Here is a 21,594-nt window from a genome sequence, read left to right on the forward strand (position 1 = left end):
GTGGACGGTGTCCGATCAGAACGAGTGGCCGAAGCCGGGCGAGACGCCGAACGGCCCGGCGAACGGACAGCCCGACGGCACGCCCGCCCCGGACGCCCCGCAGGCTCCTGACGCACCGCAGGCGCCGTCGGCCCCGGAAGCGCCCCAGAACCCGTACGGCCAGCAGCAGGACCCGTACGCGGCCCCGCAGCAGCAGAACCCGTACGGTGCTCCGCAGCAGCCGCAGAACCCGTACGGGCAGCAGCAGCAGCAGTCGAACCCGTACGGTCAGCAGCAGAATCCGTACGCGGCACCGCAGGCCTCGTCGAACCCGTACGCGGCCCCGCAGCAGCAGAACCCGTACGCGGCTCCGCAGCAGCAGAATGCCTACGGCGCCCCGCAGAACCCGTACGGCCAGCAGCAGAACCCGTACGCGCAGCCGCAGCAGCAGCCCTACGCGTCGAACCCGTACACGTACCAGCCCTACGCACAGCGCCCGAAGACGAACGTCCTGTCGATCCTGTCGATCGTCTTCGCGTTCGGCGGCATCATCATCTGGCCGATCATCATCCTGACGAGCCCGGCCGGCGCGATCATGGGCCACATCGCCCTCGGCAAGATCAAGCAGACCGGTGAGGGTGGCCGCGGCCTGGCGCTCGCCGGCATCATCGGTGGCTGGATCCTGACGGGCCTGTTCATCCTGATCGTCGCCCTGGTGTGGATCTCGATCGCGAACGCGTCGGACTACTCCGACTACTCCGACTACAGCTCGAACTCCGGCGCCTTCGTCAACTGACGCTGACGCCGACGCTGACGCGCTCGCAGCACCGCACGCGGCCCCCGGCCGTCAGCCGACCGTGTCGGTGAGCCGCTCGCACAGGATCGCCGTGTGGCGTCCCTCCAGGCGGGTGAGCACGAGCGTGACGCGACCCGATCCGCGCAACCGCAGCCGCTTGCGGAACTGCGCCGGGTCGACGTCGACGCCGCGCTTCTTGATCTCGACGGTGCCGATGCCGTCGGCGGCGAGCCGTGCGGCCAGTCGCTTGACGTCGAGCGGCATCGTGTCGAGCACCCGGAAGCCCTGCGCGAAGGGGGTCGTGGCGGCGCGGTCGGACGTGACGTAGGCGATGCCCTCGGACAGCATGTGCCCGTCGAGGCCCCGTGCCAGGTCGCCGATCAGCCGTGCGCGGATCACGGCGCCGTCGGGCTCGTACAGGTAGGCACCGAGCGGTCCGACCTCGGCGTCGTCGGCGTCGGCCGCTCCGGTCATCTCGGCGATGCCGTGTGCACCGATGACGGTCGCAGCGCGGCGGATCCCGGGGCGGGCGAGGGGGCCGAACCACAGGGCGAGCTCCACGACCTCGCGGTCGACGGAGGTCCACTGCGCCTCGGCGGTGTCCGGGATCAGGTCGCGGTCGATGCCCGGTCCGAGCTTCACGCCGGTCGGCGTCGTCGTCGCCGCGGCGAACACGGTGTCGAGCGAGGGGGACCAGTCGTCGGGGTCGGCGAGGCGACGGGTGTCCGAATGGCCGGAGGTGCGTCGTGCGGGGTCCATCCACACGCCGTCCACCGCGGACAGGTCGAAGGACGCGGCATCACCGAGCTCCACCCGCGCGTTCGGCCACACCGCGAGGTTGTGGGTCGCGACGGCCGCCGTCACCTCATCACGGTCGACGGCGGTGACGTCGAGGTCGAGCGCCGCCATCGCCATGGCGTCCCCGCCGATGCCGCAGCCGAGGTCGGCGACCCGGGTGAGGCCGGCCGCCGCGAAGCGTCCGGCGTGCTGGGCCGCGACCTGCAGCCGGGTGGCCTGCTCGAGCCCGGCCTCGGTGAAGAGCATGCGGGAGGCGAAGTCGCCGAACTTGCCGCGGGCCTTCAGCCGCAGTTTCGCCTGGGTCAGCACCGCGGCGACCAGTCGGGGATCGTGTCCCTCGGCGCGCAGCCGGGACACCACGCGGACGATCTCGCCACCGTCGGAGACACCCGGGGTACGGTCGAGCAGGGCCATCCCGTCGGGGGTCAGCAGTGCGGTGAGTTCGGCGGCGTCCATGCGTTAATCCTCGCAGGTGCTGCGTGTTCTCCGGATGTGCTGGCACTCGGATTGACCGAGTGCCAGAGGCCCCCTAGAGTTGGCGTTGGCACTCTCCTGTGCGAAGTGCCAACCCGGTTTTCATCTGTACCGAGTCCGTACCGAGAAAGAAGAGGTCACCGTGGCCGTCAGCATCAAGCCGCTCGAGGATCGCATCGTCATCCGCCAGGTCGAGGCGGAGCAGACCACCGCTTCCGGTCTGGTCATCCCCGACACCGCGAAGGAGAAGCCCCAGGAGGGCGAGGTCGTCGCCGTGGGTCCGGGTCGCATCGACGACAACGGCAACCGCGTCCCGCTCGACGTCGCCGTGGGTGACAAGGTCATCTACTCCAAGTACGGCGGAACCGAGGTCAAGTACTCGGGCGAGGACCTGCTGGTCCTGTCGGCCCGCGATGTCCTCGCGGTCATCGTTCACTGAGTCGAGTACTCACCGCGGACGCCCCGTCCGGCCTTCGGGCCGACGGGGCGTTCGTGCGTCCGGGGCCGGTCACCCGGGTGCGCCGGTCCTGATCAGCCCGCGCACCCCGCCTGGAGGCCCGGTGCGCGTCCCACGCGTCGGCGGTCGTTCCTAGGATGGTTCCGTGAGTGAACCGAGTCCGGCGCGACCCGTCCGCAGCGAGGCATCCGTCGGCGTGGTGCAGGCGATCGTGGCGTACGGGCTCTGGGGACTGATGCCCCTGCTCTTCGCGGCCATGGCCCCCGCGGCGGCGTTCGAGATCGTGTCGTGGCGGATCGTCTTCGGCCTGGTGTTCTGCGCGGTGGCGATCGCGGTGACCCGGTCGTGGCTCCGCACCCGGACCCTGATGGCCCAGCGCCGCGTGATGCTCGTCATGGGGCTCGCCGCCGTCCTGATCCTGGTCAACTGGACCGTCTACGTCCTCGCGACGACCACCGGCCACACCGTCGAGGCCGCGCTCGGCTACTTCATCAACCCGCTCGTCACGATCGCGCTCGGCGTCGTGGTCCTGCGCGAACGCCTGCGTCCGGCGCAGTGGGCAGCCGTCGGGCTGAGCGTCGTGGCGGTCGTCGTCATCGCGATCGGCTACGGGCAGATGCCGTGGATCTCGCTGGCCCTGGCGTTCTCGTTCGGACTGTACGGCCTGGTGAAGAAGCGGGTCGGCGGCACCGTGGACGCCCTGAGCGGCCTGACGATCGAGACCGTGTGGCTGCTGCCGATCGCGGTCGTGGCGCTGGTGGTGCTCGGTGTGACCGGGCTCGGTGGCGGTGTGACGTTCACGAGCGAGGGCTGGGGGCACGCGGTGATCACGGTGCTGACCGGGCCGGCGACCGCGGTGCCGCTGCTGCTCTTCGCGTCGTCGGCACGCCGGGTGAGCCTGTCGACGCTCGGGCTGACCCAGTACCTGGCGCCCGTGATGCAGCTGCTCGTCGGGGTGCTCGTGCAGCACGAGGAGATGTCGGCCGGACGCTGGTTCGGCTTCGGCATCGTGTGGCTCGCGCTCGTGGTGCTGACGGCGGATTCGTTCGCCGCGGCGCGGGCGTCCCGTCGCCGGGCGCTCGCACCCACCCAGGCCGAGCCGGTCTGACGGACGCACCACGGGCCTCCAGGCCGCCCGTCGGTCCGTCCTGCTGCGGCGACGGACCCTGCCCTGCCGCGCATCCCGGTCACCGACGTGAAAGCGACAGGCCCCCACGGAAGTTCCGTGGGGGCCTGTCGCTTTCGCGAGCGGTGCTGGGCTGCGCCCTACTTCTTCACCGCACCCTGGATGGCGCTCTGGTAGACGGGCTTGTTGTCGCCGTCGAACTTGTAGATGCCGATGTAGGCGGCCGACGGGTCGTTGTTCTCGTCGAACGGACCGATGCCGGACGGGCCGGTGTAGTGGATGTCCTTGCCGTCGTCCAGGAGCGTCTTGCACTCCTTGAACGTGGCGCACTCCGTGCCGCCGTCAGCACCCGACACCGCAGCCATGTTGGCCTGGATCGTGCCGGAGTCGGTGCCCTTGCCCTTCACCGCGGCCAGGGCGGCGAGGACGGTGGCGTCGTAGGACTCCGCCGCGTACGAGTAGTCGGCGAGCGTCTTGCCCGACGAGTCCTTGTAGAACGCAGCGAGCTGCTTCTTGAAGTCGTCCTTCGGCGAGGCACCGGGGATGGTGCCCTGGGCGCCGGTCAGGGTGCCCTTGTCGAAGTCCTTCGAGTAGTCCGCCGTGTTGCCGTCGGACATGTAGATCTTCGCCTCGTTGCCCTGCGACACGAGCTCCGGGATGATCGACTTCGTCTCGTCGAAGGCGAGGACGACGATCGCGTCGGGCTTCGCGGCCAGGGCCGCGGTCACCTCGGACGAGAACGTGGTCTGGCCGGGCGGGAACTCCTGGCCCTCACCCTTGCCGCCGTAGACGACCTGGCCGCCCGACGCCTCGACCGCAGCCTGCACCGAGTTGCGGAGACCGGTGCCGTACGTGTCGTTGAAGACCAGGAAGGCGACCTTCGCGTTGCCGTCACCGGTCACGAGCTGGCCGAGCGCGGAACCCTGCACCGAGTCCGGCGGTGCGGTCCGGTAGTAGTACGACGAGTAGCCGGAGAGGTCGGTCGCGGTGTTCGCGGGCGAGATCTCGACGATGCAGTTGCTCGTCAGCTGGTCGATGACGTTCAGCGTCACGGACGAGGACTCGGCGCCGATCGCGACCGGCACCTTCGCGTTGACGAGCTTCGTCGCGGCGGAGCTCGACACGGTCATGTCGTTGCTGTCACCGGAGTCGGTCGCCGGGTCGATCGTGACGTCCTTGTCGAGGACGCCGCCCGCGGCGTTGATGTCCTTGACGGCCAGGCCGACACCGGACTCCGCAGGCGGGTTGAGGTAGGCCAGCGAACCGGTCAGGGGCAGGATCGTGCCGATCTTCAGCGCGTCCGTACCGGGGGTGTCCGGGGCCTTGCAGCTGGCGGCGGGATCCTTCTTCGCATCGCTCGACGCCGAGCTCGAGGGGGAAGCACTGCCGGTGGTGGAACACGCGGCGAGGAGGACGGCTGCTGCGCCCGCCAACGCCAGTGCCGCGGTGGCACGGGTGGTTCTGATCATCCGTGGAGCCCTTTCTCTGCGCGGAGGCCGTGCCGCTTCGGGTGAATGCGACGCCTCCACTGGATGTCGAGAAACGTAGGGTCCATGTGTTTCGCCCGTGTGACGGGGCGGTACGCAAAGGTGTTTCGTTACCGAGCCGTGACGTTCCTGTGCGCAGGGACAGGGATCGGTGCAGGAACGACGGTGCCGGCGTGACGACCCGACCTGCGCCAAGCGGATGGTCCGGCAGGGCGCCCGGGAGGCCCGGCGTACGTTCCGCCGCATGAGCGACTTCCAGCCCACCACAGCCATCGTCACCGGTTCCGAATCCGGGATCGGCCGTGCGACCGCCGTCGCGCTCGCCGAAGCCGGCATGGACATCGGCATCACCTACCTGTCCGAACCCGACCGTGCCGAGGAGACCGCGGAGGAGGTCCGGAAGACCGGCCGTCGTGCCTTCGTCGAGCAGATCGACGTCTCCGACCTCGCCGGGGCGGCAGCCGTCGTCGACCGCCTCGTCTCGCAGCTGGGTGGCGTCGACGTCTTCGTGGCCGACGCCGGCACCGGCGACAACGCCCCGTTCCTCGAGATGACCCTCGACCAGTGGCGCCACACGGTGTCGACCGACCTCGACGGGGCCTTCGTCACGATGCAGGCCGCCGCGAAGCACATGGTGCAGGCCGGCGCCGGCGGCCGGATCATCGGCATCACGAGCGTGCACGAGCACCAGCCCCGCTACGGCTCGAGCGCCTACGACGCCGCGAAGCACGGGCTCGGCGGCCTGCTGAAGACCATGGCGATCGAGCTCGCCGAACACGGCATCACCGTGAACGCCGTCGCCCCCGGCGAGATCGCCACCCGGATGACCGGCGCCGAGGACGAGGACCCGCACACCATCGACCGCCCCGGTGTGCCGCTCGGCCGTCCGGGCAACGCGTGGGAGATCGCGGCAGCCGTGGCGTTCCTGGCCTCGCGGGCGTCGTCCTACATCACCGGGGTGTCCCTGCCGGTGGACGGCGGGATGCTGCAGATGGGCCCGCACGGCGGCTCGCACATCACGTCGAACGACTGGCGTTCGGCGTAGGAGCTCGGCCGGCGGTCCGGCGGTCCGGCCAGCCGGCCGGTCGCCGGGTCGGTCAGCTCTGCATGGCGGCTTCTTCGTCGAGTTCGGCCTGGGACCGCAGGACGCAGAACTCGTTGCCCTCCGGGTCGGCGAAGACCACCCATCCGCCGTCCGGGTGGCGCAGGTCGGCGAGCTCCACGGCACCGATGCCGCGGAGCCGCTCGACCTCTTCGTCGCGGGTGCGGTCGGTGGGGCGCAGGTCGAAGTGGATCCGGTTCTTCACGGTCTTCCCCTCGGGCACCTGGATGAAGAGCACGGTGTGCGACCGGTCGGGTGCCGTGATCTCGCACTCCTCGTGCCCGGGCGCGTTCGGGTCGTCGGGCAGATCGACGTACCCGAGCACCTGCTTCCACCACTCGGACTGGGCGTAGGCGTCGCGGGAGTCGATCGTGGTGTGTGAGACGGCGCTGACCATGCGGCGACACTACCGCCGGGGAATGCAGCACGCCCCCGCTCCACAGGGGAACGGAGGCGTGCTGTCGAACGCTGTCTAGCTGCGGTAGTTCGGTGCCTCGACGACCATCTGGACGTCGTGCGGGTGGGACTCCTTGAGCCCCGCCGCCGTGATGCGGACGAACTTGCCACGGGCCTTCAGCTCGGGGATCGTGCGACCGCCGACGTAGAACATCGACTGCCGCAGCCCACCGGTGAGCTGGTAGACGACGTTGCCGACCGAACCGCGGTAGGGCACCTGGCCCTCGATGCCCTCGGGGATGAGCTTGTCGTCGTTCGGCACGTCCGCCTGGAAGTAGCGGTCCTTCGAGTACGAGGTCTTCTTGCCGCGGGTCTGCAGGGCCCCGAGTGACCCCATGCCGCGGTACGCCTTGAACTGCTTGCCACCCACGAACACCAGGTCACCGGGGGACTCGTCGGTGCCGGCGAGCAGCGAGCCGAGCATGACGGTGTCGGCACCGGCCACCAGGGCCTTCGCGATGTCGCCCGAGTACTGCAGGCCACCGTCGGCGATGATCGGCACACCGGCTTCGCGTGCGGCGAGGGAGGCCTCGTACACGGCGGTCACCTGCGGCACACCGACACCGGCGACGACGCGCGTGGTGCAGATGGAGCCCGGGCCGACACCGACCTTGACGGCGTCCACACCGGCGTCGATGAGCGCCTGGGCACCCGCGCGGGTGGCGACGTTGCCGCCGATGACGTCGATCGCGTCGAACGTCGGGTCGGCCTTGAGGCGGCGGACCATGTCGAGCACGCCTTCGCTCTCACCGTTGGCGGTGTCGACGACGAGCACGTCGACGCCGGCGTCACGCAGGGCCTCGGCACGCTGCCAGGCGTCGCCGAAGAAGCCGATCGCGGCACCGACGCGGAGCCGGCCCTCGTCGTCCTTCGTGGCGTCGGGGTACTGCTCGCTCTTGTCGAAGTCCTTGACGGTGATGAGGCCGCGGAGCTTGCCGTCGGCGTCGACCAGCGGCAGCTTCTCGATCTTGTGCTGCGCGAAGATGGCGATCGCCTCTTCGGGGTCGATGCCCTCCATCGCGGTGATCAGCGGGGCCTTCGTCATCACGTCGCGCACGTACGTGGTGGCCTGCTCGAACGTGGCCACGAAGCGCATGTCGCGATTCGTGATGATGCCGACGAGGGTGCCGTCCTGCTCGACGACCGGCAGGCCGGAGACGCGGAACTGGCCGCAGAGCGCGTCGACCTCGGCCACGGTGGCGTCCGGGGTGGTGGTCACCGGGTTGGTGATCATGCCCGACTCGGAGCGCTTGACCTTGTCGACGTAGGCAGCCTGGTCCTCGATGGACAGGTTGCGGTGCAGGATCCCGATGCCGCCCTGGCGCGCCATGGCGATGGCCATGCGGGCTTCGGTGACGGTGTCCATCGCGGCGGAGAGCAGCGGGACGTTGACGGAGATCCGCTTGGTGAGCCGGGACGCCGTGGACGCCTCGCTCGGGATGACGTCGGTGTGCCCGGGCAGCAGCATGACGTCGTCGTACGTGAGTCCGATGAATCCGAACGGATCCGGCTGGTCCATGGGTCCCCTTCGTGGGCGAGTGAAGTGTCGAGACACCGGGAACACGACGACGGGTTCCGGATAGGACATGGTAACGCGAGCGGCTGTCGCCGCATTCCGCCTGGAGGCACGGATCGCGCCCGCCTCGCAGCGTTCCTCCACAACGTCACAGTTCGGGTACGAATCACACAGGGAACGTGTTGGAAACACGGGTGTCACAAAATCCCCATAGGTTCCTCGTCATCCGAACGAGAGGCTCTTCCGTGGGATCCATCACTCCTCCGGGACGGGCGCAGCCGCGCCTGTTCCGCCTCCGCCACGCACGACGACGACCGGTCCTCGCGGCCGTGCTCGTCGCCGCGTTCCTGGCGACCTTCCTGATCGACTGGGCGGTCACCCTGCCGGCCTTCAGTGCCACCTCGGCACCGGCCACCAGCCAGGCGTGCACCGTCAGCCCCGACAACGGGTGCATCCAGGGCACGATCACCGACTCCGAGCGTGAACCGGCCGAGGGCGTCGACGTCGACGTGACCGGCCCGAGCGGCTTCGACCAGACGGCCACGACGAACGACGACGGCCGCTGGTCCGTCAGCGTCGACACGGCCGGCGAGTACACCGTGAGCGTCGACCAGGGCACCCTGCCGAAGGGCCAGTACCTGACGAACGCCGCCGACGCCGAGCGCAAGGTGCAGGCCACCCTGAACGCCAACGTCGGGCAGATCTTCCAGCTGTCCGACCAGAAGGGCGCCACGACCTCGACGGACTCGTCGGGTGTGAGCATCCAGCGGGCCTGGCAGCAGTTCGCCTCCGGGCTCCGGCTCGGGCTGCTCATCGCCCTGGCGTCCATCGGGCTCTCGCTCATCTACGGCACGACGGGGTTGTCGAGCTTCTCGCACGGTGAGCAGGTCACCCTCGGCGGTCTGCTGGCGTACGTGTTCGCCAACCAGCTCGGCTGGAACATCTGGGTCACCGGCATCGTCGTCACGCTGTTGTGCGCCGCGACCGGGTACCTGCAGGACGCCGCGATCTGGCGGCCGCTCCGGCGACGGCGCATCAGCCTGACGCAGCTCATGATCGTGACGATCGGTCTGTCGATCGCCGCCCAGTACGCGTTCCAGTACTTCTTCGGAGCCTCGACGGTCCGCATCCAGCAGGGCAACCCGGAGACCGTGCGGTTCGCCGGCGTCACCCTGACGGTGCAGTCCTACGTCGCCATGGGGATCGCGCTCGTGGTCCTCGTCGCGACCGGGCTCTTCCTGGCGAAGACGCGCTTCGGCCGGGCGACCCGCGCCGTGTCGGACAACCCGGCGCTCGCCGCGGCCTCCGGCATCGACGTCGACCGGGTGATCCGCTTCGTGTGGACGCTCGCCGCCGGCCTCGCGGGACTCTCCGGTGTGATGCTCGGACTCGTCCTGAACGGCGTGAACTGGCAGACCGGGCTCCAGCTGCTCCTGCTCATGTTCGCCTCGGTCACGCTCGGTGGCCTCGGCACCGCGTACGGCGCCCTGGTCGGCTCGATGATCATCGGCGTCGTCGTGGAGCTCACGAACCTGGTGCTCCCCGGTGACTTCAAGTACGCCACCGCCCTCGTCATCCTCATCCTCATCCTGCTGTTCCGGCCGCAGGGCATCTTCGGCCGCGCCGAGCGGATCGGCTAAGGGAGCACGCGCATGGACTACATCCTCAACCTGCTGTCCTCGCTCACCCAGGAGGCACTCGCCCCGACCACGGCGGCGTTCGCGCTGGCCGCGATCGGCCTGAACGTGCACTTCGGGCTCACCGGCCTCGTGAACATGGGCCAGGCGGCGTTCCTGCTGCTCGGCGCCTACGGCTTCGCGATCTCGATCACCAACGGACTGCCGTTCGTGATGGCGGTCCTCATCGCCCTGCTCGTCGCGATCGTGTTCGCGATCATCCTCGGCATCCCGACCCTGCGGTTGCGCGGCGACTACCTGGCGATCGTCACGATCTCCGGCGCCGAGATCATCCGCATGGTGGGCCGCTCGAGCCTGCTCACCTCGACCACGGGTGGCTCGAACGGCATCACCGGGTCGAGCTACCGCGACCCGTTCACCGCCCTCAGCCCGCTGCCCGACGGCACCACCACGATCCTGTGGTTCACGTACGCGAACAACGGCGTCAACGGCTGGTGGATCCGCATCGCGGCGTGGGCCATGGTCGCCCTGTTCACCCTGGTGCTCTTCCTGCTCATGCGCAGCCCGTGGGGCCGCGTGGTGAAGGCCATCCGCGAGGACGAGGACGCCGTCCGCTCGCTCGGCAAGAACGTCTACTCGTACAAGATGCAGGCGCTCGTGTTCGGTGGGGCGCTCGGTGCGATCGCGGGCATCATCTACGTGCTGCCGAGTTCGGTGCAACCGGACGCCATGGGCCGCTCGATGACGTTCTTCATCTGGACGGCGCTCATCCTCGGTGGTGCGGCGACGGTGTTCGGACCGGTGCTCGGAGCCGTGCTCTTCTTCGTCGTCCGGCTCTTCATCCGCACGCTGGCCGGCGACTTCATCCCCGACTCGATCATGAACGCTCAGCAGGCCGAGCAGTTCTCGTACGTGCTCGTCGGCGTCGCGCTCATGCTGCTCATCGTGTTCCGTCCACAGGGTTTGCTCGGCAACAAGAAGGAGCTGACGTTCAGTGTCTGAGACCTACGGCCACCCCAAGGCCGACCCGATCCTCACCGTCGACGACGTCACCCGCCGGTTCGGGGGCATGACCGCCGTGGACGTCGACCACCTCGAGGTCCAGCGCGGCTCCATCACGGCCCTGATCGGCCCGAACGGCGCCGGCAAGACCACGTTCTTCAACCTGCTCACCGGGTTCGACAAGCCGAGCCCCGGAGCGAAGACGCAGTTCAACGGCGCCACGCTGCAGAAGACGAGCGCGACGCACATCGCGAACAAGGGCATGGTCCGCACCTTCCAGCTGACCAAGGCGCTGTCGCGGCTCACCGTGATGCAGAACATGCTCCTCGGTGCTCGCGACCAGCCCGGCGAGAACTTCTTCGCCGCCCTGGTCAAGCCGGTGTGGGCGAAGCGCGAGCGCGAGATCACGGCCAAGGCCGAGGACCTCCTCGCCCGGTTCAAGCTCGACACCAAGGCAGACGACTACGCCGGTTCGTTGTCCGGCGGGCAGCGCAAGCTGCTCGAGATGGCCCGGGCGCTGATGTCCGACCCGACGATGATCATGCTCGACGAGCCGATGGCCGGCGTGAACCCCGCGCTCACCCAGTCGCTCCTCGGGCACATCCAGTCCCTGCGCGACGACGGCATGACCGTGCTCTTCGTCGAGCACGACATGCACATGGTCCGGCACATCTCGGACTGGGTGGTCGTGATGGCCGAGGGCAAGGTCGTGGCCGAGGGCCCGGCGGACACGGTGATGGACGACCAGGCCGTGATCGACGCCTACCTCGGTGCGCACCACGACACCGACCTGGGTGACGACTCGCTCCTCACCGAGGAGACCTTCGAGGAACTGGCGGAGGAAGTCGCCGAAGAGGACGCAGCAGAGGAGACGACCCGATGACGGACGCAACGGACCCCACGAACGCGAGCAGTGCCTCCAGTCCGTCCCCGGCGGCCACGCTGGAACGCGAGCCGGTGCTCAGCGCGAAGAACCTCGTTGCCGGCTACCTGCCGGGCGTGAACATCCTGAACGGCTGCGACCTGGACTGCTACCCGGGCGAGCTCATCGGCATCATCGGGCCGAACGGTGCGGGGAAGTCGACGCTCCTCAAGGCGCTGTTCGGGCTCGTGTCCATCCGCGAGGGTTCGGTGACCCTGCAGGGTGACGACATCACGAACCTCAAGGCGAACAAGCTCGTGCAGGCCGGTGTCGGCTTCGTGCCGCAGACGAACAACGTGTTCCCCTCGCTGTCCATCGAGGAGAACCTCCAGATGGGGCTGTACCTGCGGCCCCGGAAGTTCGCCGAGCGCCTTGAGGTCATCTACGACCTGTTCCCGGTCCTCGCGCAGCGGCGGAACCAGCGGGCCGGATCGCTCTCGGGTGGTGAGCGGCAGTCCGTCGCGATGGCCCGTGCGCTGATGATGGACCCGAAGGTGCTGCTGCTCGACGAGCCGAGCGCCGGACTGTCCCCCGTGCGTCAGGACGAGACGTTCCTGCGGACCCGCCGGATCAACAAGGCCGGTGTGTCGATCATCATGGTGGAGCAGAACGCGCGACGCTGTCTGCAGATCTGCGATCGTGGGTACGTGCTCGACCAGGGGAAGAACGCGTACTCGGGCACCGGGAAGGAACTCGCTGACGACCCCAAGGTCATCGAGCTCTACCTGGGGACGCTCGCCAAGGACGTCGACGCACAGCGCTAGCGCTGTCGTCGGCTACGGGTACCGCTGTGGGGGTGGTATCCGTGACGGGTGGGGCCGTGCGTGGTCGCTTCGCGCCGCACGGCCCCACTCCTGTACCCGGCCAGGAGGCGCGGCTCGCCCCGCGCGGGTCGGTATCGTTCCGCGGGTGCGCACCTCCGGACCCCTCGTGCTCGACGCCCTCGTCTGGCTCGTGTTCATCGCGCTCTTCGTCGGGGCGGCGCTGCTCGTCAAGGTCGCGGCCGTGCTGCTCGTCGTCCTCGTGGTGCTCGCGCTCTTGCTCGGCTTCGTGCTGCGGGCGCTCCGGAAGCGCCGACGGGCCCCGCGGCGTCCGCGCTGACGGTTGCGTGGTGCGAGGTTCCGCACGTCGTGCGACCCTCGCGACCTCGCACCGGACACGGAACCTCGCACCGTACGCGGCGGGAATCGCACGGTGCGAGGTTGCCCGCCGCCCGCACCGTCCGGCCCGTGCACGCCGCAGAGCCCGCCCGGTAGGCTGTCCGAGTGAGCGAAGTCGAGATCGGTGCAGGCAAGCGCGGACGTCGGGCGTACGCGTTCGACGACATCGCGGTGGTCCCCTCCAGGCGGACGCGTGACCCGCGCGACGTCAGCGTGCAGTGGTCGATCGACGCGTTCACGTTCGCGTCGCCGATCCTGTCGGCACCGATGGACTCCGTGTCCTCGCCGGCGACGGTCATCCAGATGGGCAAGCTCGGCATCCTCGGTGTGCTCGACCTCGAAGGTCTGTGGACCCGCTACGAGGACCCGACCCCGTACTACGACGAGATCAAGTCGCTCACCGACGGCAACGTCACGAAGCGCATGCAGGAGATCTACTCCGAGCCGATCAAGGCCGAGCTGATCACCGCACGCCTGGCCGAGATCCGCGCAGCCGGGGTGCCGGTCGCCGGTTCGCTCAGCCCGCAGCGCACCCAGGAGTTCTCGAAGACGGTCGTCGACGCCGGTGTCGACCTGTTCGTCATCCGCGGCACCACGGTCTCCGCCGAGCACGTCTCCCAGACCGAGGAACCCCTCAACCTCAAGAAGTTCATCTACGAGCTCGACGTCCCGGTGATCGTGGGCGGTGCCTCGACGTACACGTCGGCGCTGCACCTCATGCGCACCGGTGCCGCCGGTGTGCTCGTCGGCTTCGGTGGCGGCGCAGCGTCGACCACCCGCGCCGCGCTCGGGATCCACGCCCCGATGGCCACCGCCGTCGCGGACGTCGCCGGTGCCCGTCGCGACTACCTCGACGAGTCGGGCGGCCGGTACGTGCACGTCATCGCCGACGGCGGGCTCGACACCGCGGGCGACATCGTCAAGGCCATCGCCGTGGGTGCCGACGCCGTCATGCTCGGCACCGCGCTCGCCCGTGCGACCGAGGCCCCGGGTGGCGGCTACCACTGGGGTGCCGAGGCGCACCACCCCGAGCTGCCCCGCGGCCGCCGGGTCGAGGTGGGCACGATCGCCCCGCTCGAGAACGTCCTGAACGGTCCGACGCCGACCCACGACGGCCGCGCGAACCTGGTCGGTGCCCTCCGCCGCTCGATGGCGACGACCGGATACTCCGACGCCAAGGAGTTCCAGCGAGTAGAAGTGGTCGTGGCGCCGTACCACCAGTGACGGTGGCACCCGGGCACGAACGCGGGTGACGCCACGGCGCCGACCGTGACCCGGAGGCGACGATGGCCAAGTCCAGCACGACGAAGCAGACCAGCACGGCCGGACGTCCGCGTGACGTCACGCCCGGCGTGGGGTTCGACCCCGCGGCGAAGCTCGGGCCGGACGAACGTGCGGCCGCGATCGAGACGCTGAAGACCAAGGAGCTCGACGTCCTGGTCGTCGGCGGCGGGATCGTCGGTGCGGGCAGCGCGCTCGACGCCGTGACCCGCGGCCTGAGTGTCGGCATCGTCGAGGCCCGCGACTGGGGCTCGGGGACGTCGAGCCGTTCGTCGAAGCTCGTGCACGGCGGCATCCGCTACCTCGAGCAGCTCAACTTCGCACTCGTCCGCGAGGCCCTCATCGAGCGCGGCCTGCTGCTGCAGCGCATCGCTCCGCACCTGGTGAAGCCCGTGCGCTTCCTCTACCCGCTCAACCACCGGGTCTGGGAGCGCTTCTACATCGGCATCGGCATGGCGATGTACGACGTGTTCAGCTGGTCCGGCGGCCGTCCGCCCGGCGTCCCGCACCACCGGCACCTCAGCCGGAAGCAGGTGCTCAGGAACATGCCCGGGCTCAAGAAGGACGCCTTCGTCGGCGGCATGACGTACTACGACGCCCAGGTCGACGACGCGCGCTACGTCGCGTCCCTCGTGCGCACCGCCGCCTCGTACGGTGCCGAGGCAGCGAGTCGCGTCCGCATCGAGGGGTTCATCAAGGTCGGGGAGCGCGTGGTCGGCGCGCAGGCCCACGACATCCAGACCGGTGAACGGTTCGAGATCCGCGCGAAGCAGGTCGTCAACGCCACCGGTGTCTGGACCGACGACACCCAGGCGATGATCGGCACCCGCGGCCAGTTCAAGGTGCGGGCGTCGAAGGGCGTCCACCTCGTCATCCCCCGTGACCGGTTCCAGTCGAACACGGGCATGATCCTGCGCACCGAGAAGAGCGTGCTCTTCGTCATCCCGTGGGGCCGGCACTGGCTCGTCGGCACGACCGACACCGACTGGTACCTCGACAAGGCGCACCCGGCAGCGACCGCGGCGGACATCGACTACATCCTCGAGCACGTCAACAAGGTGCTCGCCGTCCCGCTCACCCGCGAGGACGTCGAGGGCGTCTACGCCGGCCTCCGCCCGCTGCTGGCGGGGGAGTCCGACCAGACCTCGCAGCTCAGCCGCGAGCACGTCGTCGCGCACACCGTCCCGGGCCTCGTCGTGGTCGCCGGCGGCAAGTGGACCACCTACCGGGTGATGGGCAAGGACGCCATCGACGAGGCCGTCGCGGCCATGGACGGCAGGATCCCGGAGTCGACGACCGACGACATCCCGCTCCTCGGCGCCGAGGGGTACCCCGCCGCGTGGAACCGACGCGCCCGCACCGCACGGAGCTTCAACGTGCACAAGGTCCGCATCGAGCACCTGCTCAACCGGTACGGGACCCTCGCGACCGAGGTGCTGCAGCTCGTCGAGCAGGACCCGGCACTCGCCGAGCCGCTGCCGGGGGCCGATGACTACATCGGCGCCGAGGTCGTCTACGCCGCCTCGCACGAGGGCGCCCTGCACCTGGAGGACGTCCTCGCCCGCCGCACCCGCATCTCCATCGAGGCGTGGGACCGCGGCGAGTCAGCAGCGCCCGTCGCCGCGAAGCTCATGGCGGACGTGCTCGGCTGGGACCAGGAGACGACCGAGCACGAGGTCGCGAACTACCTGAAGCGCGTCGCCGCCGAACGGGAGTCGCAGCTGCAGCCCGACGACGAGAGCGCGGACCGCGTGCGGCTCGAGGCCCCGGACATCGCGTTCGGCTTCGACGAGGACGACGTGGTCGTGGGCGGCGGCCGTTCGGACGGCGCCGAGGGCGCGAAGGCGTCCGACGAGCAGGTCGTCGGCGAGAAGACGAGCGAGCCGGAGTAGCGAGCAGCGTCGCGCACGCACCACGGGCCTCCAGACCAGCAGACCGGACTGGAGGCCCGTGGTGCGTCCGTCAGGCGACCTCCGGTCCCGACGTGGCCCGGAGGGCGCGTCGCCGCTCGCCGAACACGATCACCACCGGGATCGCGACCAGCGCGATCAGGCTCGTGACGTACAGGACACCGGCCCAGGCGGTGTGGGCGCCGCCGCTGACCCCGTAGCCGTCGGCGATGTCCATGCCGAGTTGGAAGCCGGCGACGAAGAACGGGACCGCACCCGCCGCGATGATCCCGAGCATCCAGGCGACGACGAAGTGCGGTTCCACGCGCCGCCAGAGCGTCACCGTCGCGACCACGAGCGCCAGCGCGACACCGATCGCCGCGGTGACGAGGACGGCGACGACGTCACCGCGGACGTCGAACCCCTGCCCCTCGAGGTGCGCGTGGATCGCGTCCAGCGAGGTGCCCGGCACCGCCGCGAGCGGATCCAGCACGAGTTGCTGCACCGCGAGCAAGGCCGCGTACAGCGTCACGACCAGCACCCCGACGACGGCCACGACGATCCGTGTTCTCCCCATCCACAGAACAGTAGCGGGAGGAATGCGCGGGGTCACCGGGTGGTTAGCATGGGGGTACTCGAAGAGGGAGCCATCATGGTCGACGTCCATCGCGTCAAACTCCCCGGAGTCGGCGTGCTGCACAGCTTCTACACCGACGACGGTGGCAAGTGCGGTGTCATCACGCACCGGTCGGGGCACTCCGACCTCATCTCGTTCGCCGACGTCTCCGACGGCGCGGACAAGTCCGAGAAGGTCTCGCTGCGTCTCAGCGAAGACGAAGCGCACACGCTCGCCGAACTCCTCGGCGGCACCCGGATCACCGAGGGCCTCGACAAGCTCGACGAGATCCCTGGATTGTCCATCGACTGGTTCTCCGTCGACTACGACGACGCCATCGCGGGCAAGCCCCTCGGCGACCTGCACGACTCCGGCTTCATCGGCCTGACCGTCGTCGCAGTGGTCCGTGGCGACAGCGCCAACCCGGCGCCCTCGTCGGACTTCGTCGTCTTCCCCGGAGACACGATCGTCGTCGCCGGATCCCCCGAGAAGGTCGCCAAGGCGTTCTCCTTCTACCGCAGCGGAGAGCTTGCGGCCGCCTCGGCCGAGGCCCCGCGGAAGAGCTAGCGCATGCACCTGGGTGGTGAGCTGCTCACCATCGGTGTGCTCTTCGTCATCGCCTACGTCCTGGGCCGGCTCGGCAAGACCATCGGTCTGCCGGCCATCCCGATCTACATGGTGGTCGGACTCGTCGCGAGTCCGAACACGCCGTGGTTCGGGCTGAGCGTCGAGTCCCACACGATCGAGCTCATCGCGACGTTCGGGCTGATCCTGCTGCTGTTCAACCTCGGGCTCGAGTTCGACCAAGAGGAGTTCTACGGCAACGCCGGCAAGCTCCTGGTGTCGGGCGGCACCTACGTCGTCATCAACATGGGCGTGGGGTTCGCCTTCGGGTTCTCGCTCGGCTGGGGCACCCGTGAAGCCCTGATCATCGCGGGCATGACGGCGACGTCGTCGAGCGCCATCGTGACGAAGCTCCTCATCGAGCTCCGGCGCCTGGCGAACGACGAGACCCCGATGATCCTCGGCGTGACCGTGATCGAGGACGTCTTCATCGCCGTCTACCTGGCGATCGTCTCCGTCGTGCTGTCCGGCGACACCAACGTCTGGGCCGTCGTCGGCAAGCTGGCACTCGCGTTCGGGTTCCTCATCGTGATGTTCACGCTCGCGCGCTTCGCGGGCAAGTGGGTCTCGAAGATCTTCGCCACCCGTGACGACGAACTGTTCACGGTGCTGTTCTTCGGACTCGCGGTCATGTTCGGTGGCATCGGCGACCTGCTCGGCGTGACCGACGCCATCGGTGCCTTCGTCATCGGCCTGCTCTGCGGGGCGACCCGGTACCGCGACCGCATCGAACAGCTCGCCCTGCCGATGCGCGACGTCTTCGCCGCGTTCTTCTTCGTGAACTTCGGCCTCGGCCTCGACCTGTCCACCTTCGGCGAGGTGCTCTGGCCCGTCCTCGGCGCCATCGGCATGACGGTCGTGCTCAACGCGGTCGCCGGCCAGATCGTCGCGCGGATGAACGGCTTCAACGTCCAGCAGGGCATCAACACCGCCGTCATCCTGGTGAACCGTGGCGAGTTCGCGCTGATCCTCGCGACGCTGTCGGCTGCCGCCGGGCTGGAGGCGCGGATCACCGCCTTCGCGGGCCTCTACGTCCTCTGCATGGCCGTCCTCGGGCCGCTGCTCGCGGTGAACTCGGACCGGATCGGCCGCCTCGTGGTGCGTCCGGGCCGGCTCATCCGCCTGCGCGGACGCCTGGGCGGCCGACGTGCCGTCGCCGCCGCAGCCGCTGCCGAGAGCGCCGAAGCGGCCGAGGCCGAGGCGGACGCGACCGCCGCGGCGCGGAAGGCCGAGCGGGACCGCCAGTTCGCCGAGGAGTTCGCGCTCGTCGAGGCAGCTGGCAGGGACGAGCGAGACAATGAGGGGTCCGACCCGACGTCCGCCCCCGTGACGTCGCCGGTCGAGATCCCCGCCGAGCGCCCCGAGCGCCCGGTCCGACAGCGCGATCCGGAGTACTGATACAGATGTGGGCCGTTGCCCGACGACCGAGGTGGATCGCGCTGCTGTTGCTGGCGCTCGTGCTGGCGGCGGTGTTCGCCGGGCTGGGCAAGTGGCAGCTGGAGCGGTCGATCGCCAACGGCAAGCCCCTACCGGCTACCACCGAGACCCGCCGCACGCTCGAGGCGGTCACCACCCCCGAGCGCCCCGTCAGCGAGAGTCTCGCCGGGCAGAAGGTCACCGTCACCGGGACCTTCGTCGCCGACGACACCACCGTCCTGACCGGCCGCACCGGGGGTGGGAAGTACCAGACCGTCGGACACCTGGTGGACTCGGACGGTGGGGCGAGCCTCCCGGTCGTCATCGGGTGGTCCGACCAGCGGTCGGCCGCCGTCGACGGGGGCGAGCGCCTGGCGGACGGGCAGACGCTCACGATCCAGGGTCGCTACTACCCGGCCGAGTCGCCCGACCAGGACGCCTACAAGAAGGGCGAGTACTCCGCAGTCGCCCCCGCCCGGTTCGTGAACACCTGGCAGGCCTTCGACGACCGCATGTACCTCGGGTACGTCGTCGCCGACGGCACCACCGCGAAGGCCGCCGACCTCGGCACCATCGCCGACCGCGCACCGTCGCGCGAGGTCCAGTTCGACTGGCTCAACCTGTTCTACGCAATCGAGTGGGTCGTCTTCGCCGGCTTCGCCGTGTTCCTCTGGTACCGGTTCGTGAAGGACGCCTGGGAGCGCGAGCAGGAAGAGGAGCGCGAGGCAGCCCTCGCCACCGAAGCCGACGCGCTCCGACGGTAGGATTGCCGGCATGGCCCTGACCGTCCGAACCCGTGACATCCCCAAGATCCCGGGGGCGGTGAAGTGGTACCGCGTCTCGGCGTACATCACCGGTGTGCTGCTGCTCGCCCTGGTGGTCGAGGTCATCATCAAGTACACGCCGCTGCAGCTCGAGATGCAGCTCGGCAACGGTCCGTTCTTCGTGCCCAACGGCACGGCGGGCGAGACCCCGGGCACGTTCAACCTGTCGATCGCGATCCTCATCGCCCACGGCTGGCTGTACGTGCTCTACCTCTTCACGGACTTCCGTCTGTGGAGCATCATGCGCTGGAGGCCGTCGCGCTTCCTGCTCATCGCCCTCGGGGGCATCATCCCGTTCATGTCCTTCGTGGTCGAACACCGCATGCAGCAGCGGGCCATGGACACCTACCACGAGCTGATCGCTGCCCAGCAGCGTGAGAAGGAGGCCGCTCGGTGAGCGAGACCGAACAGCGTCCCGTCCTCGTCGTCGACTTCGGGGCCCAGTACGCGCAGCTCATCGCGCGTCGGGTCCGTGAAGCGAACGTCTACAGCGAGATCGTGCCGCACTCCATCACCGCGGACGAGGTCCGCGCCAAGGACCCGGCGGCCATCGTGCTGTCCGGTGGTCCGTCGTCCGTGTACGAAGAAGGCGCGCCGTCCCTCGACGGTGACATCCTCGACCTCGGCGTCCCCGTGCTCGGCATCTGCTACGGCTTCCAGGCCATGGCGACCGCCCTCGGCGGCGAGGTCGCGAACACCGGTCTGCGCGAGTACGGCGCCACCGACGTGACGCTCGCCCCCGGCACCAGCACCCTGCTCGGCGACCAGCCGGCGGACCAGGTGACGTGGATGTCGCACGGCGACTCCGTGGCCAAGGCACCGGCCGGCTTCGAGGTGCTCGCCTCGAGCGCATCGACGCCCGTCGCGGCGTTCGCGTCCGACGAGCGCAAGCTCTACGGCGTGCAGTGGCACCCCGAGGTCAAGCACTCCGTGTACGGCCAGGCCGTGCTCGAGAACTTCCTGCACCGTGCCGCGGGCCTGCCCGGCGACTGGAACTCCAGCAACGTCATCGAGGAGCAGGTCGCCCGCATCCGCGAGCAGGTCGGCTCCGCACGGGTCATCGCCGGGCTCTCCGGTGGTGTGGACTCCGCCGTCGCCGCAGCCCTGGTGCACAAGGCCGTCGGCGACCAGCTGACCTGCGTCTTCGTCGACCACGGGCTCCTGCGTGCCGACGAGCGGAAGCAGGTGGAAGAGGACTACGTCGCCTCCACCGGTGTCCGGCTCATCACGATCGACGCCGAGCAGCAGTTCCTCGACGCCCTCGCCGGCGTGAGCGACCCCGAGCAGAAGCGCAAGATCATCGGGCGGGAGTTCATCCGCACGTTCGAGGGCGCAGCCGAGGCACTCGTGCTCGAGGCCCAGGCTTCCGACTCTGATGCCGAGGTCAAGTTCCTCGTGCAGGGCACGCTCTACCCCGACGTCGTCGAGTCCGGCGGCGGAGCAGGCACCGCGAACATCAAGTCGCACCACAACGTCGGCGGCCTGCCCGAGGACATGACGTTCGAGCTCGTCGAACCGCTGCGCACCCTGTTCAAGGACGAGGTCCGCGCGGTCGGCCGCGAGCTCGGGCTGCCCGAGGTCATCGTCGGTCGTCAGCCGTTCCCCGGCCCGGGCCTGGGCATCCGCATCGTCGGCGAGGTCACGAAGGAGCGGCTCGAACTGCTCCGCGCGGCCGACAAGATCGCCCGCGAAGAGCTCACCGCGGCCGGTCTCGACCAGGAGATCTGGCAGTGCCCGGTCGTGCTGCTCGCCGACGTCCGCTCCGTGGGCGTGCAGGGCGACGGCCGGACCTACGGACACCCGATCGTGCTCCGTCCGGTCTCGTCCGAGGACGCCATGACCGCCGACTGGACGCGTCTGCCGTACGACACCCTCGCGAAGATCTCGAACCGCATCACGAACGAGGTGCCCGACGTCAACCGGGTCGTGCTCGACGTCACGTCGAAGCCGCCGGGGACGATCGAGTGGGAGTAGGGCTCCCCTGAGTAACGGAAGGCCCGGTACGCGTCACGCGTACCGGGCCTTCGTGCGT

General features: G+C 69.4%; 21 protein-coding genes. 16 read left to right on the forward strand and 5 right to left on the reverse strand.

Annotation, left to right across the window (positions count from 1 at the left end; all coding sequences use genetic code 11):
• The first annotated feature begins 7 nt into the window (after window positions 1–7).
• Complete coding sequence (locus DEJ04_RS05710) at window positions 8–775, forward strand: DUF4190 domain-containing protein (RefSeq protein WP_111046481.1); 768 nt, start codon at window positions 8–10, stop codon at window positions 773–775.
• A 51-nt stretch (window positions 776–826) separates the two neighbouring features.
• Here DEJ04_RS05710 and DEJ04_RS05715 read toward each other — a convergent pair whose 3' ends face one another.
• Window positions 827–2,029 (reverse strand): class I SAM-dependent methyltransferase, encoded by a 1,203-nt coding sequence (locus DEJ04_RS05715; protein ID WP_111046482.1) that lies wholly within the window; start codon window positions 2,027–2,029, stop codon window positions 827–829.
• Between the two features lie 160 nt (window positions 2,030–2,189).
• Here DEJ04_RS05715 and groES point away from each other — a divergent pair, with 160 nt between their 5' ends.
• Entirely contained in the window at window positions 2,190–2,486 is a 297-nt protein-coding gene (gene groES, locus DEJ04_RS05720; RefSeq protein ID WP_017885484.1) for a co-chaperone GroES, read from the forward strand.
• A gap of 163 nt (window positions 2,487–2,649) precedes the next feature.
• Entirely contained in the window at window positions 2,650–3,612 is a 963-nt protein-coding gene (rarD, locus tag DEJ04_RS05725) for an EamA family transporter RarD (protein WP_071406138.1), read from the forward strand.
• Between the two features lie 158 nt (window positions 3,613–3,770).
• Here rarD and DEJ04_RS05730 read toward each other — a convergent pair whose 3' ends face one another.
• Window positions 3,771–5,099: an ABC transporter substrate-binding protein gene (locus DEJ04_RS05730; protein WP_071404636.1), complete on the reverse strand. Its 1,329-nt coding sequence runs from the start codon at window positions 5,097–5,099 to the stop codon at window positions 3,771–3,773.
• Window positions 5,100–5,361: 262 nt separating this feature from the next.
• Between DEJ04_RS05730 and DEJ04_RS05735 the strand changes: the two genes are divergently transcribed.
• Window positions 5,362–6,162, forward strand: a complete 801-nt coding sequence (locus DEJ04_RS05735) for an SDR family oxidoreductase (protein ID WP_111046520.1) — start codon at window positions 5,362–5,364, stop codon at window positions 6,160–6,162.
• A 52-nt stretch (window positions 6,163–6,214) separates the two neighbouring features.
• Here the strand turns inward: DEJ04_RS05735 and DEJ04_RS05740 are convergent, their stop codons facing one another.
• The gene (locus tag DEJ04_RS05740) at window positions 6,215–6,616 is read right to left on the reverse strand and encodes a VOC family protein (protein ID WP_111046483.1); all 402 of its coding nucleotides are present in this window, start codon (window positions 6,614–6,616) and stop codon (window positions 6,215–6,217) included.
• A gap of 75 nt (window positions 6,617–6,691) precedes the next feature.
• Complete coding sequence (gene guaB, locus DEJ04_RS05745; RefSeq protein WP_071404638.1) at window positions 6,692–8,194, reverse strand: IMP dehydrogenase; 1,503 nt, start codon at window positions 8,192–8,194, stop codon at window positions 6,692–6,694.
• Between the two features lie 326 nt (window positions 8,195–8,520).
• On the opposite strand from guaB, the gene DEJ04_RS05750 reads away from it, so the two are divergent.
• The 7 genes from DEJ04_RS05750 (at window position 8,521) to DEJ04_RS05780 (ending at window position 16,085) form a co-directional block, all read left to right on the forward strand.
• Window positions 8,521–9,831, forward strand: coding sequence for a branched-chain amino acid ABC transporter permease (locus DEJ04_RS05750; RefSeq protein ID WP_111038505.1), 1,311 nt, complete (start codon window positions 8,521–8,523; stop codon window positions 9,829–9,831).
• 12 nt (window positions 9,832–9,843) lie between these two features.
• Window positions 9,844–10,830: a branched-chain amino acid ABC transporter permease gene (locus DEJ04_RS05755; protein WP_027466698.1), complete on the forward strand. Its 987-nt coding sequence runs from the start codon at window positions 9,844–9,846 to the stop codon at window positions 10,828–10,830.
• Entirely contained in the window at window positions 10,823–11,713 is an 891-nt protein-coding gene (locus DEJ04_RS05760) for an ABC transporter ATP-binding protein (RefSeq protein ID WP_027466697.1), read from the forward strand. The genes DEJ04_RS05755 and DEJ04_RS05760 overlap by 8 nt, the downstream gene beginning before the upstream one ends.
• Window positions 11,710–12,516, forward strand: a complete 807-nt coding sequence (locus tag DEJ04_RS05765) for an ABC transporter ATP-binding protein (protein WP_027466696.1) — start codon at window positions 11,710–11,712, stop codon at window positions 12,514–12,516. Before DEJ04_RS05760 ends, DEJ04_RS05765 begins: the two co-directional genes overlap by 4 nt.
• A 145-nt stretch (window positions 12,517–12,661) precedes the next feature.
• Entirely contained in the window at window positions 12,662–12,853 is a 192-nt protein-coding gene (locus tag DEJ04_RS05770; RefSeq protein ID WP_027466695.1) for a hypothetical protein, read from the forward strand.
• Between the two features lie 164 nt (window positions 12,854–13,017).
• Complete coding sequence (locus DEJ04_RS05775; protein WP_027466694.1) at window positions 13,018–14,136, forward strand: GuaB3 family IMP dehydrogenase-related protein; 1,119 nt, start codon at window positions 13,018–13,020, stop codon at window positions 14,134–14,136.
• Between the two features lie 62 nt (window positions 14,137–14,198).
• Window positions 14,199–16,085 carry a glycerol-3-phosphate dehydrogenase/oxidase gene (locus tag DEJ04_RS05780; RefSeq protein ID WP_111046484.1) on the forward strand — a complete coding sequence of 629 codons (1,887 nt, stop codon included), beginning with the start codon at window positions 14,199–14,201 and terminating at the stop codon, window positions 16,083–16,085.
• A 70-nt stretch (window positions 16,086–16,155) separates the two neighbouring features.
• Here DEJ04_RS05780 and DEJ04_RS05785 read toward each other — a convergent pair whose 3' ends face one another.
• Window positions 16,156–16,659 carry a hypothetical protein gene (locus DEJ04_RS05785; protein WP_146248647.1) on the reverse strand — a complete coding sequence of 168 codons (504 nt, stop codon included), beginning with the start codon at window positions 16,657–16,659 and terminating at the stop codon, window positions 16,156–16,158.
• 75 nt (window positions 16,660–16,734) lie between these two features.
• Between DEJ04_RS05785 and DEJ04_RS05790 the strand changes: the two genes are divergently transcribed.
• Genes DEJ04_RS05790 through guaA form a run of 5 tightly spaced genes read left to right on the forward strand, consistent with a single transcriptional unit; the run spans window position 16,735 to window position 21,536 of the window.
• Window positions 16,735–17,265, forward strand: a complete 531-nt coding sequence (locus DEJ04_RS05790) for a cation:proton antiporter regulatory subunit (protein WP_017885470.1) — start codon at window positions 16,735–16,737, stop codon at window positions 17,263–17,265.
• Between the two features lie 3 nt (window positions 17,266–17,268).
• Window positions 17,269–18,720 carry a cation:proton antiporter gene (locus DEJ04_RS05795; protein ID WP_111028990.1) on the forward strand — a complete coding sequence of 484 codons (1,452 nt, stop codon included), beginning with the start codon at window positions 17,269–17,271 and terminating at the stop codon, window positions 18,718–18,720.
• A 47-nt stretch (window positions 18,721–18,767) separates the two neighbouring features.
• Window positions 18,768–19,502, forward strand: a complete 735-nt coding sequence (locus DEJ04_RS05800; RefSeq protein ID WP_181437745.1) for an SURF1 family cytochrome oxidase biogenesis protein — start codon at window positions 18,768–18,770, stop codon at window positions 19,500–19,502.
• Window positions 19,503–19,512: 10 nt separating this feature from the next.
• Window positions 19,513–19,959, forward strand: a complete 447-nt coding sequence (locus DEJ04_RS05805) for a DUF3817 domain-containing protein (RefSeq protein ID WP_017885467.1) — start codon at window positions 19,513–19,515, stop codon at window positions 19,957–19,959.
• Window positions 19,956–21,536, forward strand: a complete 1,581-nt coding sequence (gene guaA / locus DEJ04_RS05810; RefSeq protein WP_110863189.1) for a glutamine-hydrolyzing GMP synthase — start codon at window positions 19,956–19,958, stop codon at window positions 21,534–21,536. Before DEJ04_RS05805 ends, guaA begins: the two co-directional genes overlap by 4 nt.
• The last annotated feature ends 58 nt before the right edge of the window (window positions 21,537–21,594 follow it).

It is taken from the genome of Curtobacterium sp. MCLR17_044, assembly GCF_003234435.1.
In the GTDB taxonomy this organism is placed as follows: domain Bacteria; phylum Actinomycetota; class Actinomycetes; order Actinomycetales; family Microbacteriaceae; genus Curtobacterium; species Curtobacterium flaccumfaciens.

Coding starts and splice junctions, on each gene's coding strand:
- DEJ04_RS05795 (WP_111028990.1), top strand. CDS start 17,269: ATGCACCTGGGTGGTGAGCTGCTCACCATCGGTGTGCTCTTCGTCATC.
- DEJ04_RS05780 (WP_111046484.1), top strand. CDS start 14,199: ATGGCCAAGTCCAGCACGACGAAGCAGACCAGCACGGCCGGACGTCCG.
- DEJ04_RS05785 (WP_146248647.1), bottom strand. CDS start 16,659: ATGGGGAGAACACGGATCGTCGTGGCCGTCGTCGGGGTGCTGGTCGTG.
- DEJ04_RS05755 (WP_027466698.1), top strand. CDS start 9,844: ATGGACTACATCCTCAACCTGCTGTCCTCGCTCACCCAGGAGGCACTC.
- DEJ04_RS05735 (WP_111046520.1), top strand. CDS start 5,362: ATGAGCGACTTCCAGCCCACCACAGCCATCGTCACCGGTTCCGAATCC.
- DEJ04_RS05740 (WP_111046483.1), bottom strand. CDS start 6,616: ATGGTCAGCGCCGTCTCACACACCACGATCGACTCCCGCGACGCCTAC.
- DEJ04_RS05730 (WP_071404636.1), bottom strand. CDS start 5,099: ATGATCAGAACCACCCGTGCCACCGCGGCACTGGCGTTGGCGGGCGCA.
- guaB (WP_071404638.1), bottom strand. CDS start 8,194: ATGGACCAGCCGGATCCGTTCGGATTCATCGGACTCACGTACGACGAC.
- DEJ04_RS05715 (WP_111046482.1), bottom strand. CDS start 2,029: ATGGACGCCGCCGAACTCACCGCACTGCTGACCCCCGACGGGATGGCC.
- DEJ04_RS05765 (WP_027466696.1), top strand. CDS start 11,710: ATGACGGACGCAACGGACCCCACGAACGCGAGCAGTGCCTCCAGTCCG.
- DEJ04_RS05805 (WP_017885467.1), top strand. CDS start 19,513: ATGGCCCTGACCGTCCGAACCCGTGACATCCCCAAGATCCCGGGGGCG.
- DEJ04_RS05790 (WP_017885470.1), top strand. CDS start 16,735: ATGGTCGACGTCCATCGCGTCAAACTCCCCGGAGTCGGCGTGCTGCAC.